The sequence below is a fragment of the Achromobacter sp. Root83 genome, assembly GCF_001428845.1.
In the GTDB taxonomy this organism is placed as follows: Bacteria; Pseudomonadota; Gammaproteobacteria; order Burkholderiales; family Burkholderiaceae_B; genus Achromobacter.
The window spans coordinates 159,191-175,443 of sequence record NZ_LMIU01000025.1; the positions used below are offsets into that span (position 1 = coordinate 159,191).

The window sequence follows — 16,253 nt, forward strand, 5'->3', positions numbered from 1 at the left end:
CGCGGGTGTTCGTCACCTAGAACAAGACAGACGGTTGGAAAAATGCCGACCAGAACGCTGTCACAAATAATTCATCGAATCGTTGGAGGAAATGCCGGTCAGGACAACAGCACGACGCCCGCCGGCAAATGGGTGACGCGCGCGCCGTACGCATCGCGGATCAGGCGCTCGGCGTCCGCCACCTGCGCCAGCGAAATGCGCGCCTGCACCAGCCGCTTGCCCAATTGCTCGTTCATCAGCACCAGGCGTCCGCGGCGGTAGCGGTTCAGTTCGTCGACCACCTGGACCAGCGGCTGCTGGTCGAACACCAGCCACCCCTGCCGCCAGGCCGTCACGATGTCCGGGTCCACCTTGACCGGCGGCTGCACGCGCGCATCGTCATAACGCAGTTCCCGGCCGGGTCCCACGTCGAAAACCCCTTGCGCATGCACCAGCCGCGCCGTTCCCGCCAGGCAGCACAGCCGCGCCTCGCCGTCGATGTAGCGCAGGTTGAACACGGCGTCCCGGGCGGTGATGCGCCCCTTCCCGGCCACCACCTCCGCCGCCGTCGCCCCGCTGCGGATCTCGGCCTCGCCATCGGCAAGCTCGATGAGGGAGCCCCCGCCCGGCGTGGCCGACACATTGATGCGGGTCTGCGTGTTCATCTCGACTTCCAGCGCGCCGCTCAGGGCCAGCCGCCGCTGCTCGCCCGCCGCCGTCCGATAGTCGGCCCCCAGATCGTCCAGCGCCGGCCACAGGCCCAGCGGCGGCCGGAATGCCAGGTAGGCCGCCGATGCCGCCAACGCGCCGCCCAGGAATGCCCGCCGGCCGTTGACCGCCGCCCTGCGGCGGCTCGCGCCGGCCCCCGCCGCCAGCTCTTCGCGCACCGCCGGCCCCAGCCCCTGCCAGAGCCGCTTCTGGTCGGCAAAGGCTGCCTCGTGTCCGGGACTGGCGCGCAGCCAATCGCGGAACGCATCCGCGTCGCCCTGCGTCGCCCTGCCCGACGTCAGTGTCAGCAGCCACGCGCGCGCCTCGCGCGCCTGCGTGTCCTGGTTCTTGTGCTTTCCGGGCATGATCATCGTCAGCGCCATGGTCCTTCGTCCTGATTCGATGCATGCCGGCCGGAATGGCGCGGCGCGGCGTTCGCCCCGCCCGACGCGTCCAGTTCCCGCGCGCAGTGCTCCAGCGCCCGTTTGAGTTCCTTGGACACGATGCGTTCGGATACGCCGTAGCGCCGCGCGATCTCCGCGTGCGGCAGCTCGTGCACGCGCGCCGCCAGCACCATCTGCTGCGTGCGCTCGGGCAAGCCGCGCAACGCGCGGCGGAACGCGTCGATCTGGCTGCGGCCCTGCGCGATGCGCGCGGGGTCGGCCGCCTCGTCCGTCATGTTGATGAGTTCGCTGATTTCCACGCCCGTCAGCAGGCGGGAGTCCCTGCGCCGCTGGTCTTCGGCAATGTTCAGCGCCACTCGGAACAGATATGCCGCCGGCTGCTGGATCGAGGAACTGGCGGGCAGGTCGTTCACCTTCAGAAAGGCCTCCTGCATGGCGTCGTGCGCCAGGTCCTCCGACCCCAGCCTGCGCTTGAGCTGGCTGCGGAAGTCGTTGTAGCGCTCCAGAAAGATGGACACCAGGGAACCGTCCGGCTTGCTATCGCGCACGGCTGGCTCCCGGCGCGCCCGCGCAATCGTCCGCGATCCTGGGTTCAAGCAGCACCGTGACCGGCTGCGGCATGCCCGCAGGCAGCGGGCCCACGGCCACGCCTCGCAGCGCCGCTTCCAGCCGCCGGTCCAATGACGGCGATCCGGTCGTCGCCACCCAGCTCACGCGGCTGACCCGCCATGCCTTGTCGAACCATAGCTGCATCAAGGCCCGGTAATTGCCCGGTTCCGCGCCGGCGGACCCGCACAGCGCCCGCTTCAAGGCGCCCTGCAGCGCCGCGGCATACTGCGTGTCGCGCAGGCGCTTGGCCTGCTGGACATTGCGCCCGGCGGCGGAGTGCGGCTCGGCCACCAGCGTGAACGACTGCGCGCTGGCGTAGCGGATGGCCAGCGACGTTCCCGTCAGCAGTTTGCGCAAGGCCTCGCCCGGCGCATAGTTGCCGATCACGGCAGGCGCCTGCCTGCCCTCGGTCAGCGCGCTGTCCACCAATACCGTCAGGCCGCTGGCAAGGCTGTATTCGGCAAGCGCCTGCGCCAGGGGTTGCGCCGCGATGGCGAAAGCGATCGGCCTGGGCGGCGGTTCGGTCAGTCCGGGCACGGGAAGCGTGCACAGCCCCAGCGCCAGACAGGCGCGCAGCGCGGCGCCCAACCCCGGAAGGACGCCGGTCATGAACGCGTAAACAAGTGGAAAGCGCCTGGCATGGCAGTGGCAATGGGCGGCAGCCCTGTGCAAAAGCCGCCATGCTAGAGCCGTCGAATGACGCATTCGTGACACGCCGGCCAAACGGCGCCGCCGGCCGCCACGCAATCGTCACCTGCCGGGCCCCGCGCATCCCTATACTGACCCCATCGCGCCGGCTGTCCATCGCCGGGCGCAACTCAAGGATGCGCATGCGCAAGAGGTGTCTATACGCGGGCCGCGCCTGCCTGCTGTGGCTGGCGGCGGTGGCGGCCGCGCCGCTTGCGGCCGCTGCGGCTGAAGGCGGTGCTGGCGGTGCAACGGCCGAAGCCGGTGCTGGCGCCGCAGCGGCCGAGGCCAAGACGGAGACCCGCGCTGGCGCCGCAGCGGCCCGCAAGCCGTCAACGCCGGATGGCGCGTGCATCGAGACCGAGGTAAACGGCTACCGGGCCTTGTCCTATGACTGCCTGAACCAGAAGATGGCGCCCGCGGCGTCGGCCAAGCCGCCGGCCGGCCTGGAATCCGAAGCCATCACGCAGCGTCCGCCCAATCAGATGGGGCTGCCCACCCCGGCCACCATCGGCAACCGCATGGGCAATACCTTCGGCACGTCCGCCTTCCCGCAACGCCCGCAGCCCTAGCCAAGGCCTTTGCCCTGGCCACAGCGGCTGCCCTAGCCGCTGCCACAGCCACCGCCTTGAATGCAGCCGGCGCTTACGCCATGCGCGTGATGAAATAGATCTTCTTGACGAACTGGTCCACTTCCCAGCGGCCCGTGTAGCCTTCGGGCATGACGAAGGCCTCGCCCACCGTCAGTTCGTGCACGGTGCCGTCCGGGTCCACCAGGCGCGCGGCGCCTTCCACGATGTAGCCGAACTCGATGTAGCCGGTGGTGTTGGACTGGAAGGACCCGGCGGTGCTTTCCCACACGCCGGCCTCGGCCTTGCCCGCATTGCCCTCGAAGGCGGTCACGGTGCGAAACGCCGCGTCGCCCGAAATCGGACGCCGGGGCTTGCCGGGCACGGGATTCTTCATCGGGCCGGCGTCGATGCGGACTAGCCGCGACTGATCGTGTTTCATAGCTGTTCCTGTAGCGGTTTTGGCAAGGCGGCGGGCCCGCGGACGGTCAATGCGCCGCCACCACCAGCACCTCGGCCATGGCCCGGCTGACGGTGCGCATGCGGTGCGGAAGTTCGGAATCGAAATAAACGGAATCACCGGTTTCCAGGCGGAACTGGCGTTCGCCCACGTGGACCTCGATGGCGCCCTTGAGCACCAGCAGGAATTCCTCGCCGGGGTGCGGGAAAACCGCGGCGGCATCGGGAAAGTCCCGGGGCGGATGCACCACAAAGGGTTCCATGGCCTTGACCTTGCGCCGCCCGGCCAGCGACTCGTAGTGATACTCGCTGCCCAGCCCGCGGCGCTGCAAGGCCTCGCGGTCAGCCACCCGCACCACGCTGACCACCTCGTCCTGGGCCGCGTCGTCCGCGCCCACCAGTTGCGACACCCCTACGCCATAGGCCTCGGCCAGGCGCAGCACGGTCGAAATCGACGGCTCGCTCAGGCCCCGCTCAAGTTTCGAGAGGTAGCTCTTGGTCAAACCCGTGCGCTGCGCAAGCTGTTCCAGGGACAGGGTTTGCTGGCGGCGCAGGGTGCGTAGGCGGTGCGGCAGGTCGATCATGGGCAGGCAAAGCGCAAATGCAACAGACAAGAATGCCTGAAACCGGCGCCGCCGTCGAGCGCACCGCCCCGGCCCGCCCTAGCCCAGCACGTCGGGATGGTGGCGCAAAGCGCGACGCGCGTAATACGAGAAACCCACCTGTGAACGCTTGGGCGTCAGGATCCAGTCGTGCGCCTCGCGTCCCAGCGCGGCCGGAATCGGCTGTATCGTGCCCGCCGACATCGCCAGTAGCTGCATGCGCGCCGCGCGCTCGAACTGCAGGGCCAGCACGCAGGCTTCCTCCACCGACCCCGCCGCGATCAGCATGCCATGATGCGACAGCAGGATGGCGCGCTTGGACCCCAGGGCCGCCGAGATGATCTCGCCCTCTTCGTTGCCCACCGGCACGCCCGGCCAGTCCTTCAGAAAAGCCACATCGTCATACAGCGGGCAATTGTCCATATGCGAAATTTCCAGCGGAACCTCCAGCATGGACAGCGACGCCACATGCAGCGGGTGCGTATGGATGATGCAGTTCACATCCGGCCGCGCGCGGTAGATCCAGGAATGGAAGCGGTTCGCCGGATTGGGCATGCCACCGCCTTCCTGCACGCGCAGGTCCTCGTCCACCAGCAGCAGGTTGCCGGCCGTGACTTCGTCAAACCCCAGGCCCAGGCGCTGCGTGAAGTAGCGCCCCGGTTCCGGCGCGCGCGCCGTGATCTGGCCGGCCAGCCCCGAATCGTGCCCGCCGTCGAACAGGATGCGGCAGGTCAGCGCCAGGCGTTCGCGCAGGCTCCATTGCGGCGTATCGAACTGGCGCTGCATCTCGGCTTGCGCCCGCGCGATCAATTCGTCTTTTCCCAAGTGCATCGTATCGGCCATCATGTCTCCCGTCATGCCGCCTGCATCAGCGGCGTAAATCCCGGCAAGGCGCGCATGCGCGCCAGCCAGGCAGTGATATGGGTAAAGGCGGACAGGTCGTAACCGCCCTGCTCCGCCATGCTCGTATAAGGGAACAGCGCGATATCCGCGATGGTCGGCGCGCTTCCCACCAGGTAAGTCCGGTCCGACAGATGCGCGTCCATCAACGCCGCCGCCTTCATGCCGATGGCGCGCCACGCAACCATTTCCGGATCATTCACGCCCGCGGTCTGGTGCAGATGGATCAAGAGACGCGGCTGCGCAAACGCATGCATGTGCTGCGTCTGCTCGAAGCTCAGCCAGCTTGAAACCTGCGCCTGCGCCAGCCGGTCCGCCGGCAGCCAGGGCGTGTCCATGGTCAGATACCAGAGTATGGCCTGCGACTCCGCCAGCCACTCCCCTTCCGGCGTCAGCAGCGCCGGCACCTGCCGCCACGGATTGATGCGCGCAAACGCATCGGTCTCCAGGTCGCCCTGCACGATATCGAAGGTGCGCCGCGTGACCGGCAGGCCCATCAGCCCGCAGGCCAGCCGGATCTTCCACGCATTGCCCGACCGCAGCGTATCGGCCAATTCCAGCGGCTTGCCCGCCAGGGGATGTGAGGCTTGGTTCGTCATCGTCAATCCATCTTGATGTTGGCGCGCTTCACGATGTCGGCCCACTTGGCCTTTTCGGCGCCGATGAAGCGCTGATACTCATCGGGCGTTCCCGAGTAAAGCTGCGTGCCTTGAGCCGCCAGCCGCGCCTTCAGGTCGGGCGATGCCAGCGTCTTTTGCAGCGCCGCGCTCAACGCCGCCAGCACATCGGGCGGCGTGCCGGGCGGCGCAAAGAAAGCGTTCCAGGAACTGATCTGCAAGGCCCCGTCGCCCGCCTCCGTGCTGGCCGGCACCGCGGGCGCGGACGGCAGACGCTTGTCCGAGGCCACCGCCAGCGCCCGCAGCTTGCCCGACGCCACATGCGGCATGATGACCGGACTTGCGTCCATCACCACATCCACCTGGTCGCCGATGGCGGCGTTCACCGCTTCGCTGCCGCTCTTGAACGGCACATGCACGATATCCACGCCGGCCGTCAGCTTCAGCAGCTCCAGGCCCAGGTGCGGCGAACTGGCGTTACCGGCCGACCCGAAGTTCAGCCGAGCCGGATTGGCCTTGGCATAGGCCACGAATTCACTGAACGACGCCGCCGGCAACCCGGCCCGCACCGCCAGCAGATACGGCGATCCGGACACCATGCCCACGGGCGCGAACTTGTCCGCGTCGTAGCTGAGCTTGCTGTAGATCAGCGGGTTGACGACCTGCGTCCCCACCGTCCCCATGAAGATCGTGTAGCCGTCCGCGGGCGCGGTGGCCGCCACCTGCGCCGCGATCACCCCGCCCGCGCCGGGCCGGTTCTCGACCACGATGCCCTGCCCCAGCGCGTCTCCCATCCCCTTGCCCACCTGCCGCGCCACGATATCCGTGATGCCGCCCGCGCCAAACGGCACCACCAGCCGTATCGTCCGCTCCGGATACGCCGCTTGCGCGCCGCCCGCCATCCCCGCCGCTATCGCCAGCGCAGCCACCATGCCCAAGACCTTCATGCCATTCCCCTTATGTGCGCCGTTGCAGCGCCATGACACAAAGTGTCCTATAGAGCATTGATTTTCCGCAAGGGATATGTGATTGGGGGAATCCCTGAGCGCGGAGAATATAGTTCGCCTATTTCACTGAAATTCGCCTTTTCATAAATTCTGGCAACTGCAGACTATCCGCACCCATCCCCACCAAAACCCGGCCCATCTTCCGAAAAATCTCCTCAAGGACCGAGTACGTTGCGCGTAGGTGTTTTACACGGCCCGCGTAGACGCTTTGCGCTTGGCAAACAGGAGTGCGACGTCGCTGCGCGAGTTTTTCAAACACCTGCTAGAGCGCTGAGACTTCTCGTCAGCATCAACGCGGGAGTGACCGGCGCGAGAGCAACGTCCAAGAGAGCACGCGTCTTTCAGAGCTACCCTACTAAACTCTCCATCACCAATACTCCCAACGTATCGTGAGGTTCGAGATGTGCCGATCCGATCACCTACAATTTAAAGTCACCCCGGAAGTCCACTCACTCTTGGAACGCGCTGCGGCTCTGGCAGGTTGCGAAGTGAGTGAATTTGCGAACATGGCTCTGGGCCGAGCCGCCCAGGACGTAATCCGGAAGAGTTGCGTCATTCGTTTGTCTAAGCGGGCCCAGGAAGCTTTTGCGCGATCGTTGATCGACCCGCCGCAACCAAATGCAGCGATGGTTCGGGCCTTTGCGCGAGAAAAGCTATTGCTCAAAAAGCCCAAATAGAGCGCCTTCGGGCTGTCTAGCCCGCCTTTTCAAGCTACGTCCAGCGACTAATAGCTGTTCCTCGCGGTGTCACACAGCGAAGAGTTGTCGAAGGTGTACGTACACGCACTTCCTAACCATATACAAGGTGCGCCCCCCCCTCTTAGGTACTTTGCGTGAGTGATGTTGCATCCAGACGCCGCCCCCCTCAATAATGACTTGCTATACACCCACCCAGAGGTGTTTCGACTGCGGCCTTACGGGGCAATCAAAGGGAACTGAGTAGTTCGACGTTGCAACTTGCTCCACCCGTGAGAACTTTTTGCGGCCGCGCTCGGCCAAGAGCGGAAGTTCGCTGAGCTGATTGACATGTCCGATGAAGGCTGGACTGAGACATTCGCTTCCTCAACCCATTCGGCGGCTTCGGCCGAGACCAGACACTCGTGCGCCTTGGCCGAAATTGCCCGCTGCACGCCCAAAGGGAATACTGGGAGCAATCGCGGCCTCAGGCCACGTGGAATGGTTGCTTTCGCCACCGACGAACAAACAACTCGACCCAGAGGTGCCACGCGCACGCCTGTAAGGCCGCTCTACGTCGCATGCTCCCAGGCTACACTGCACCAATACGTCCCTCTCCTAGGCCCATGCATGCTGAGAATTAAGATGTACCCAGCCAAAAACGGTGACTCGTTCCTCGTAGATGCGGCAGGGACATTCATTCTCATCGATGCCGGCTTTGCAAGCACATTCCAGGATTTCATCAAGCCGGACCTTGCGTCGCTTACCAATGACGGTCGACGGTTAGCTCTTGCAGTCTGCACGCACATCGACGCTGACCACATTGGCGGCCTTCTGGAGTTCTTCTCCTCCAATGGCCCTCAGCCACGCCGTCTCGTTGAGGTCGACAGGGTGTGGCATAACAGTCTGCGCTCGATGCCGCTTCAACCCGGCAAAGAGGAAGGCGTCCAGGGCAAGCTCGTTCTGGAGGCGCTTCGAAGGCGAGGGTTCAGGGAGCCTGCGGCGCCCGGGCCTATCGGCGCTCGCCAAGGAAGTTCCCTCGCCAAGATGCTTGGGCACGACGGCTATCTTTGGAACGAAGGTAATGGCACGACCTGCATAAGCCAAGATCAGCATCCGTTAGTCCTCTCGGAGGCGGTTTCGGTGGAGGTGGTCGGTCCAAGTCGCGCCCGGCTTGAAGCGCTGCGCAACGTATGGCTGAAGGAGGGTGCAAAGCTCGGATACAAGGGAGGTGCGGCTTCCACCGATCTTCTCGACGATGCGTACGAGATGTGGTGTGCGACCGCCTTCCAGGCTACAGCCCCAAAGATTCGGAAGGTTTCGGCGAACGGCAACCTGCGCCTTGCGGACATCTATGCGCCAGATCACTCGCCCGCGAATGGCAGCTCGATTGCAATCGTCATCAAGTCCGCAGGGGTTCAAGTGCTCTTCCTTGGGGACGCATGGGCGGAGGATATCGTAGCAAAGCTGAGAGCTGGAAAGCCGGCGACCGGCCCAATCCTCTTTGATGCGATTAAGGTCTCGCACCACGGCAGTTGCCACAACACGAGCCCAGAACTGCTCGCCACTGTTGACGCCCCCTGCTTCCTGATTTCAACAGACGGTAGTCGTCACGGCCACCCAAACTTTGAAGTACTTGCAGAGATCGTCGACCGCCCCGCATCGTTTGAGAGACGATTGATCTTCAACTATGAGACAGCGGCCTCTGCGCGGTTGCGGTCTCACGCCTCTAGATCAGGTACGCCATTCAGCATCAGTATGGCACACACTAATTGGATTTCACTTGAGGGTTGAACAGAATGACTGAGGAGGGTGTGAAGCTGGCAACGTGCCAGGTCATCGGCAAAGAGGAATCAGGCACAGGATGGCTAGTCGCAAAAGACCGCATCCTCACCGCCTACCACTGCGTCGAGGCTGCGCATACTGCAGGCGAGTCGCTGGTGGTTCGCTTTGGCCTGGGCGCGTCTGCTTCAGAGCACTCGGTTGCCGTCGACTCGCATGACGAGGACCTTGATGTATGCGTACTTTTGCTTTCAACGCCACTTGAGATCGAGCCCGTTCCACTTGACGTAGAGCCTATTCGCCCTGGAGAGAAGTGGTCCTGTTTTGGATATCCCGTGGCGAAGCTACAACTTGGCCACGTTGCCCATGGTGACGTGCAGCAGGCGTTGTCTGATCGTGTGCACGGAGTCGACCTCGACCTATCCATCACGTCAGAGACCCAGCTTTCGGACTACAAGGGGTTGTCAGGCTCTGCGTTGATGGTCGGACTAGCTTGTAGGGGCCTAATCCGGCTGAATGTGGACAGCGCGCTGTGCGCTTTGAGTCTACACGCAATCAAGCCGTTTCTAGAAGCCTGCGGTCTTATTGTCGAATGCCCCATCACAAAGCCAACCGACGCCCCGATTGGCCAGCGCCCGGCCTTTGACGACCTCCTTGAGTCGACGATCGCCAAGGTCGGTGGTGGCTATGTCTTCCTTGATGGTCCGCACGGAATGGGCAAGTCCACCTACTGCAAGGAATTTTCGCCGCATTTCGAAACCCTCGAACGACTTGGTGTGTACCACTTCTCCGAGCACCTGCGGGGCGTGACTCCGGCCCATCAAGCTCAGCCAGACGTCTTCTTTGATTGGATTAACTCGCTCGCTTCGACGCAGTTGACAGGAAAGCCAGCGAGACTGGTAGATCTACCCTACAGTGAGCTCATCACAAGGACTAACAAGATCTTTGAAGCGTTGGCACAGCACCTGCACAAGGCCAAGAAGCAGGGAATCATCTTCATTGACGGCATCAATGAGGCTGTTGCAGCGGGAGAGGATTCCTTGAGGCGCTTCGTTGGCCTACTGCCGGCGTCTGTGCCTGAAGGCTTGGTGGTGGTGATAACGGGTGCCGGCTTGGATTCGATTGCCGCCAGCTTGAGTCCCATCCTGCAGAGCGCAGAGCGGCTGACCCTTCCCCAGCTTGACGACTCCGTTCAGCAAAGCCTGTGTATTGAGCTTCTTGATCAAGAGAAGGCAAAGCCCAGCACTGTGGCCTCACTCTGCGAACGCGCCAAGGGGCACCCGCTGTATCTGCGTTACCTGACAGAGTTGGTCAACGGGGGGGCTGAGCAGCCGGAGATAGACGAGCTTCCAGCTTTCAGCGGAAAGATTGAGGACTATTACGAGACGATCTGGGCAGGCCTGGCGGCAAGTCCCGACGCTGTTCATCTACTAGCCCTCATTGCTCGACTGCGGCAAGTTATACCCGTCGCCAGTCTTGCTGGTCTGCTCACGCCGCCTGAGGCAGCAGCCTTGCCTTCAACTCTTGCGCGAATTCGTCATCTCCTGCTGAAGCCTGACGATGCGGCCATCTATCACTCGTCGTTCTCCGAGTTCATAGTTCTCAAGACCGCGACTGTCGACCAGTCGACTCACGGCCGTCTCGCGGATTTTTGTTTCAGCAGCGAAAGCGGTGACTATGGTGTCCTGAACAAGGTCTTTCACCGCCTGCGGGGTCCCAGCGCCGTGAAGCTTGAGGGTGTGCGTGCCTGTGGCCAGGAGTGGGTCGATGGCTCTGTGGTCCTCGGGACGGAGCCAGATATCTTGCTGGCGGACATAGACGACGCTCTGAAAATCGCTACTGAGTCTGGAGCCGCGACAGAGATTGTCCGATTGCTGTTGTTGTCGCAGCGTCTAAGCTTTCGCTACAACGTGCTTTTCGTTCAGTGCGCCGAGCTGGTTGCCCGTGCGCTGGTCTCGCTTGGTAAGCCTCAGGTTGCGCTTCGGCATGTTGTTCGTCACGGTCGACTGGTCCTCTCCCCCGAAGAGGCCTTTGCCGTCGCGCATGCCTTGATTCGACGCGGTAACGAAGATGACGCGCTGGAACTCCTTGAGATGTTTCAGCGCGAGCTCGACCGAGGATTCTTCGAAAGGCTTGCCCCCGGAACAAGCATCAACGCTGGGGAATTTTTCAGCGCCATCAAGCTCCGTCTACACGGCCATTCCCTTGCGCATGCGGCGGGGGCGCGTGTGTCCTTCACGAGAACCATTCGGGCGGTCGTTGAAGGCTTTCTGCCAATGTCGGATCTCAAGCCCGATCAACGGGCCGAAGTTGTCCGACACCTTCTCGGCGACATGATGGGCGCCAGGCTCACTCTTGAGGGTGCCTACACTCCTGTGAAGGAAATCGGCTTGCCGCCAGATGTCGATTCAAGCCACATGCTGTTGATGCTGCTACAGATTGTCGAACACGCGCAAGCACAGGCAAGGCACTATGCAATATCGCTGCCTAGGCATGAACTTGATCTTCTCCTGCAGGATGTTGCGAGCGCTAGTGACGCACCGCTCAGGCCAGAGGACCGACGCGACGACCTTCTGGACTCCTTGATTGAGTCCGGTGCAGGCGTTGAGCTTGTCGCAAGCCATGCGGCGGGCATGGATCTGGGTGACGCTTCGATTCCTCTCACCAAGGAGAACCGCGCAGTTCCCGATACATCAAGTTTTGATGAAGCCTTACGCCGTATTCGTGCCTCTTGCTTCCTTGATTCAAGGTATGAGGAGCCGCAGTTACTTTTTGCCGATTCCGCCGGTTGGGAAGACTGGCTCCAGAGCGTCGCTCGATCTGTAGCTTGGTGTGACGGCAAAGCTCGGCGAACTGCCGCGGCTAGAGACGAAGCGGGTAGCTCCAAGGTCTGGGCTTTCGCCATGGACAAGCTGCTGCCGGCTTTGGTTCTAGACCTTGGGGCTCGTTCTCACTGGGATTCAAGCTACTTCATCCCAGAAGCGGTCATTCCTCTGCTCTATTGCCGCCTGGTCAAGCTCGCTCTTGACTGCAGACCGTCCGCTGCTGATGTTCTCATTGACACCCTTGATCGGGGGTTCGACTCTCAGCTTGGTCTTTACAACGAGGGGTTCAGAGCCGTGCTAGCCGGCGTCTTGGGCTTAGTTGTGCCCAGCAAGCCGACAGGCGCGCTGGCTGACAAGACCTTTGAGCTCACGCTTCGCTGGCGAGACTACATCAGCGCCAACGTCGAAAACAGATTCGAACTTATTCCAGAGCTGCTTCAAATTATCCCCTTCCTTGTGGATCTTGACGCAGTAGAAGAGGCGCAACGAACCTACCAAATGGTTCTGTCCTTCTCCATGGGACCGAGCTGGTACAAGGAGGACCAGCTATCACTCATGAGTGGCACGTTGGAAGCCCTACCGGCCACGTCTTCGGTGCCTCCAGAGTCCTTGCGGGAGATCGCTGGACTGCTCGAGCGTGCCTCGGGCGAGATGACTTTCCAGCGATTTGTGCGGGCAGACAAAGGCTCCTTTATTGCTGAGTTGTGTCGCCTCTCGCGCTACTCGGACGCGGTCAGGTACTTTCAACACCAAAGCTGCGGTACGAATGAGCAGTTGCATGTGCAGGCCACGACTGGGAATCTCGATCGAATCTCTGCGCTTGTTGGTATGCGCTTTCCAGGGGCGGCTCTGGAGGAGCAAGCCGCCTTGCTTGCGATGCTGCGGAAAGTGCGTGATGTAGCGCACTGGAGGGTTCGCTGGGCTCTACTTGAGGTATTCCTTCGTGGCGACGAGCGGCACTTACCGGATTGGGGACGCGAGTTTGGCGTCGTACTTTCCGAGTTGATCGAAAGCCCGGATGACTTGACGCAGGCAACGGATCGATTGAGATCGATCATTGCCTCGCTCAGCGATGACCGTGCGTGGCTACTGATGATGGCACTTGTGCCTGCTGTGCCGCACCCCATGCGAGCCGACTTGGAGGCAGTTCTCACCGCGCGTGAATCCAGACTTGATCCCGACCAAGTTTCGCGGCTTGAGTCAACGTTCGATGTGAAGCGCGAGCTAGCTGCACGGAACGCGGCCGCGACGGAACCGGAGAAGACCAAGGAGCTTAGCGGGGACAGTACCGCGAAGGAGTTGGACGAGGACGCACTTTACTTGCCTGGAACGTTTGGAAAGACCGCAGCTCTACGCGACGCAAGCGAGCGGCTCACCTCTGCACGTCGACAATCGTCCAGGGGAAACTCTGCCGCTGCAGTACGCGACAGCATTGGGACCCTGAGCGCACTTCAATACGGTGGATGGTCCATCTGGTCTGGAAATCATTCGTATCGGGAGGCGGAGGCAATCATCTCTGCCAACATTCAAGGCGCCGATGAACTTGCCCGCGCCTATGGTCCTCTTCTGCTAAACGAAAGGTACAACCAGCGTTGGATGGTTGCTAACCACGTCATCAGCCTAGTCGGCAGTCGACTTGATCCGGCCGGGCAGACTGAGTTGCTAAGGGTAGCGCTCGATCACGTCAGACATTTGGTTGGCGCTGCATCGCCCGGGTCCTTTTCATACATCGGTGCAGGCGCTTCCTTAGGTGCGACAGAGGCGTTGAACGAGCTGCTACTTTGGGCTATTGATCATCCGTCATGGGAGCGCAGGGACGGTGCTGCCGCAATGGTGCTGTGGTGCGCCAGATGCGACCAAGGATGGCTGCCCATGCTCGCGCGCCTAGCAGTTTCCATGGAAAGCAGGGCGAGAGCTGATATTGCCGCAGCGGTGCTCGATATACTCTCGCGAGAACGACCGGCGGAGGTGTGGCAGGTCGTTGAGCCTCACGTGCCTTGGGCTGATGGGCTCACCAACTGCGGCCATATCGGGCGCTTGGCGACTGTCTTGCGAATCGCTGAACGCGCCAGCAAGTTGCGTATCGATTCGGCGTCGAACGCTGTTGCTGCCCTCAAGATTCGGTTCCCGGAAGGCCCATACAATCCGCCCGCTGCGTCGGGGTTACCGCCGCCCACATACATTTCCTCCAGCCTGTGTTCGCATTGGCGTGACTTGGATCGCCTTGGCGCTTTGTCCCAGCCTGTGCTTGATCGGGTGGACGCAACATTTTGCAGCGTGTGCGAGCCGTACAGCGTTGCGACATTGCAAGAGCTTGAGAGCCTCGTCGCCGATGGAGCACGAGAATCGCGGACGCTGCCAACCGGGCGGTGGGCGTCACTGATTCGCTACGTCCTAAATGTTGCGCTGTTCGAGCCTATGCCGATAAGCAAACTCAGACTCATCGAGTCCGCGTTGAGGGCGTACAACCCTGAAAGCCTCACGGAGCCGAAAACTGGCCATGAGCTGCTGCACAGCTTGGTGGACAGTGTAAGCAAGGGCAAGGAACGATCGTACCTACCTGTATTCGAGGACTTGGTGCTCCTAGATCTGCAGAGTTTCGTTGAGCTTAACCACGAGGTTATGCACTTGGAGCTGACATCCCATCTGATACCGCCCGGCCAAGGCCAGTCTTCAAGATATGTTGAACATGCTTTCAGGGCTACTGAACTGCCCCGCCCTGGCCCAGAGGAGCCACTTGCAATCTGCGGTAGAGCAAAGCCAACAGTAGCTTACTTTGGGGCCATCTCTCCTGCGATCGCCACGCCGAGGTTTCTTCAGCTTTTAAGGACCAGTTCAGCAAACACGGTTCGATACCACTGGAGAGACGGAGCGGCCGCAGAGGGGCACGATTCGCATAGACGATTCGAGACCGCAGTTTTGGCCATTCGTCGTGAAGCCTTTGCCCTATCTGACGGCTGGCGAGTCCAGTGGTACCTGCGAGTGAATGGCGAGCTTAAGGCGATCCTGACAAACTACTAGGAAGGGTTTTTACAATGATGAAACATATGGAAACGCCCTCAACTAGGGCGGAGTTCGAAGAGCGCATGCAGATTGTCCGTGAGCAACTAGTTCAAGGAAAGCTGGTGTTTGCTAAGGGCCTGCGCGGGCCGGAGAGCCTGCTCAAAGTGCGGTTGCTCCCGAATCATCGAATCGATTTGATGAGTATCGACGAGTCAGCCCGCTTGCAGGGGAACATGGCCCGACAGTTCATTGACGGTGCTTTTGACGACATGCTTGTTGGGAAAGAAGGACGATAGGGAAGCGCTAAGCGATTGGGTACTACAACGGTGCCCGCAACTAAATTCAAGCTTTGAGCGACGGCTTCAGAACGCTTAAATCGTGCCCATCGATTGCTGCAACGGATCTAGCGCGTAATTCCGTGACAGCGCGGAGCAGTCACCGGAGAAGTGCGTAGGTGTCGCCCGATCTCTACGACCACGGCGCCTCCTACGACTGGCGTCGGTGCAATTCGCGGTCGGCGCGCCAAATGGCCGTTCGAAGCCTGTCAGGGCTTGTTCGCGTTAGACGCGTGACTGAAAGGGATCGTTGCAAAGCAGACATTGACCAGGCTGGCTCCAACGGCTGCGATGGGTCGGATAGCACCCCTGCGTAGGAGCACACTGAATCTCCCTCAGAAGGAGATTGTCATGGAATCCGCGAATGCCGCCGTTGACCGTGGTGTGCCATCGAACAAGGGAAAGCTCACTGGCCAGAAGCCGACCCTAAAGCTCCAAGAAACTTGGGGAATTCGAATGAGACTTCAGATGGCTTCGAACACCCGGGAACTCGCGATGTTCAATCTCGCAATTGATAGCAAGCTTTGAGCGTGCGATCTCACGCGATTGCAGGTGCAGGACATCCGTCACGGAAGCCAAGTAGCGGCGAGAGCTACCGTCATGCAACAGAAGACCCGCGTCCGGTCCAATTCGAGATTACGGAGCAAACCCGTGAGAGCCTTAAAGCATGGTTCGAAGCGCGAGGGCTAAAGGCGGATTTTCCGTTTCCGAGCCGGTTGCATACGTTGCCGCATCTGTCGACGCGGCAATACGCCCGGATTGTGCATAGCTGCGTCGCATCGATTGGCCTCGACGATACCGCATATGGGACCCACACTATGCGCTGTACAAAAGCCTCGCTGATCTACCGCCGGACGAAGAATCTTCGGGCTTTACAGCTGCTGCTCGGGCATACCAAGCTGGAAAGCACAGTTCGCTACCTTGGAATCGAGGTGGACGATGCTCTTGAGATCGCTGAGCAAACAGAGGTTTGATGCATCCTGGCAGGCGAGCGGTCGCTTGCCGGCCAGGAGCGGACCTCCGAAGAGCGACGCGCCAGAATTCCGGGAACCAAAGGCGGTTCCGTCGAAGACACAGCCCAAACGGGCGCCGG

General features: G+C 61.6%; 13 protein-coding genes and 1 pseudogene. 6 read left to right on the plus strand and 8 right to left on the minus strand.

The genetic code is table 11. The features are described from left to right. Positions 1-98: 98 nt before the first annotated feature. Genes ASE30_RS23855 through ASE30_RS23865 form a run of 3 tightly spaced genes read right to left on the minus strand, consistent with a single transcriptional unit; the run spans position 99 to position 2,309 of the window. Positions 99-1,070: a DUF4880 domain-containing protein gene (locus ASE30_RS23855; RefSeq protein ID WP_057286759.1), complete on the minus strand. Its 972-nt coding sequence runs from the start codon at positions 1,068-1,070 to the stop codon at positions 99-101. Beyond that, positions 1,061-1,639 (minus strand): RNA polymerase sigma factor, encoded by a 579-nt coding sequence (locus ASE30_RS23860; protein WP_057286760.1) that lies wholly within the window; start codon positions 1,637-1,639, stop codon positions 1,061-1,063. The genes ASE30_RS23855 and ASE30_RS23860 overlap by 10 nt, the downstream gene beginning before the upstream one ends. Beyond that, positions 1,629-2,309 carry an STN domain-containing protein gene (locus tag ASE30_RS23865; protein WP_057286761.1) on the minus strand — a complete coding sequence of 227 codons (681 nt, stop codon included), beginning with the start codon at positions 2,307-2,309 and terminating at the stop codon, positions 1,629-1,631. The genes ASE30_RS23860 and ASE30_RS23865 overlap by 11 nt, the downstream gene beginning before the upstream one ends. A gap of 221 nt (positions 2,310-2,530) precedes the next feature. On the opposite strand from ASE30_RS23865, the gene ASE30_RS23870 reads away from it, so the two are divergent. After that, complete coding sequence (locus tag ASE30_RS23870; protein WP_057287049.1) at positions 2,531-2,959, plus strand: hypothetical protein; 429 nt, start codon at positions 2,531-2,533, stop codon at positions 2,957-2,959. 73 nt (positions 2,960-3,032) lie between these two features. Here ASE30_RS23870 and ASE30_RS23875 read toward each other — a convergent pair whose 3' ends face one another. The 5 genes from ASE30_RS23875 to ASE30_RS23895 all read right to left on the minus strand — a co-directional run bounded on the left by ASE30_RS23875 (position 3,033) and on the right by ASE30_RS23895 (position 6,481). Next, positions 3,033-3,398 carry a cupin domain-containing protein gene (locus ASE30_RS23875; RefSeq protein WP_057286762.1) on the minus strand — a complete coding sequence of 122 codons (366 nt, stop codon included), beginning with the start codon at positions 3,396-3,398 and terminating at the stop codon, positions 3,033-3,035. A gap of 46 nt (positions 3,399-3,444) precedes the next feature. Further along, positions 3,445-3,999 (minus strand): helix-turn-helix domain-containing protein, encoded by a 555-nt coding sequence (locus ASE30_RS23880; RefSeq protein WP_057286763.1) that lies wholly within the window; start codon positions 3,997-3,999, stop codon positions 3,445-3,447. Positions 4,000-4,077: 78 nt separating this feature from the next. Then, on the minus strand, positions 4,078-4,860 hold the full coding sequence (locus ASE30_RS23885; protein WP_057286764.1) for an aldolase: 783 nt from the start codon (positions 4,858-4,860) through the stop codon (positions 4,078-4,080). A gap of 11 nt (positions 4,861-4,871) precedes the next feature. Next, positions 4,872-5,516, minus strand: a complete 645-nt coding sequence (locus ASE30_RS23890) for a glutathione S-transferase family protein (RefSeq protein ID WP_057286765.1) — start codon at positions 5,514-5,516, stop codon at positions 4,872-4,874. A 2-nt stretch (positions 5,517-5,518) separates the two neighbouring features. Next, the gene (locus tag ASE30_RS23895; RefSeq protein ID WP_057286766.1) at positions 5,519-6,481 is read right to left on the minus strand and encodes a tripartite tricarboxylate transporter substrate binding protein; all 963 of its coding nucleotides are present in this window, start codon (positions 6,479-6,481) and stop codon (positions 5,519-5,521) included. A 461-nt stretch (positions 6,482-6,942) separates the two neighbouring features. Between ASE30_RS23895 and ASE30_RS29980 the strand changes: the two genes are divergently transcribed. From ASE30_RS29980 to ASE30_RS23915, 5 genes and pseudogenes are all read left to right on the plus strand, one after another. Then, on the plus strand, positions 6,943-7,218 hold the full coding sequence (locus ASE30_RS29980; RefSeq protein ID WP_082601712.1) for a DUF1778 domain-containing protein: 276 nt from the start codon (positions 6,943-6,945) through the stop codon (positions 7,216-7,218). Positions 7,219-7,860: 642 nt separating this feature from the next. Continuing rightward, on the plus strand, positions 7,861-9,009 hold the full coding sequence (avs1a, locus tag ASE30_RS23900) for an AVAST type 1 anti-phage system MBL fold metallo-hydrolase Avs1a (protein ID WP_200964472.1): 1,149 nt from the start codon (positions 7,861-7,863) through the stop codon (positions 9,007-9,009). A 5-nt stretch (positions 9,010-9,014) separates the two neighbouring features. Next, positions 9,015-14,843, plus strand: a complete 5,829-nt coding sequence (avs1b, locus tag ASE30_RS23905; RefSeq protein ID WP_057286768.1) for an AVAST type 1 anti-phage system protease Avs1b — start codon at positions 9,015-9,017, stop codon at positions 14,841-14,843. A gap of 14 nt (positions 14,844-14,857) precedes the next feature. Next, complete coding sequence (gene avs1c / locus ASE30_RS23910; protein WP_057286769.1) at positions 14,858-15,121, plus strand: AVAST type 1 anti-phage system protein Avs1c; 264 nt, start codon at positions 14,858-14,860, stop codon at positions 15,119-15,121. 390 nt (positions 15,122-15,511) lie between these two features. Beyond that, positions 15,512-16,134, plus strand: a pseudogene (locus tag ASE30_RS23915) (tyrosine-type recombinase/integrase). Positions 16,135-16,253: the final 119 nt, after the last annotated feature.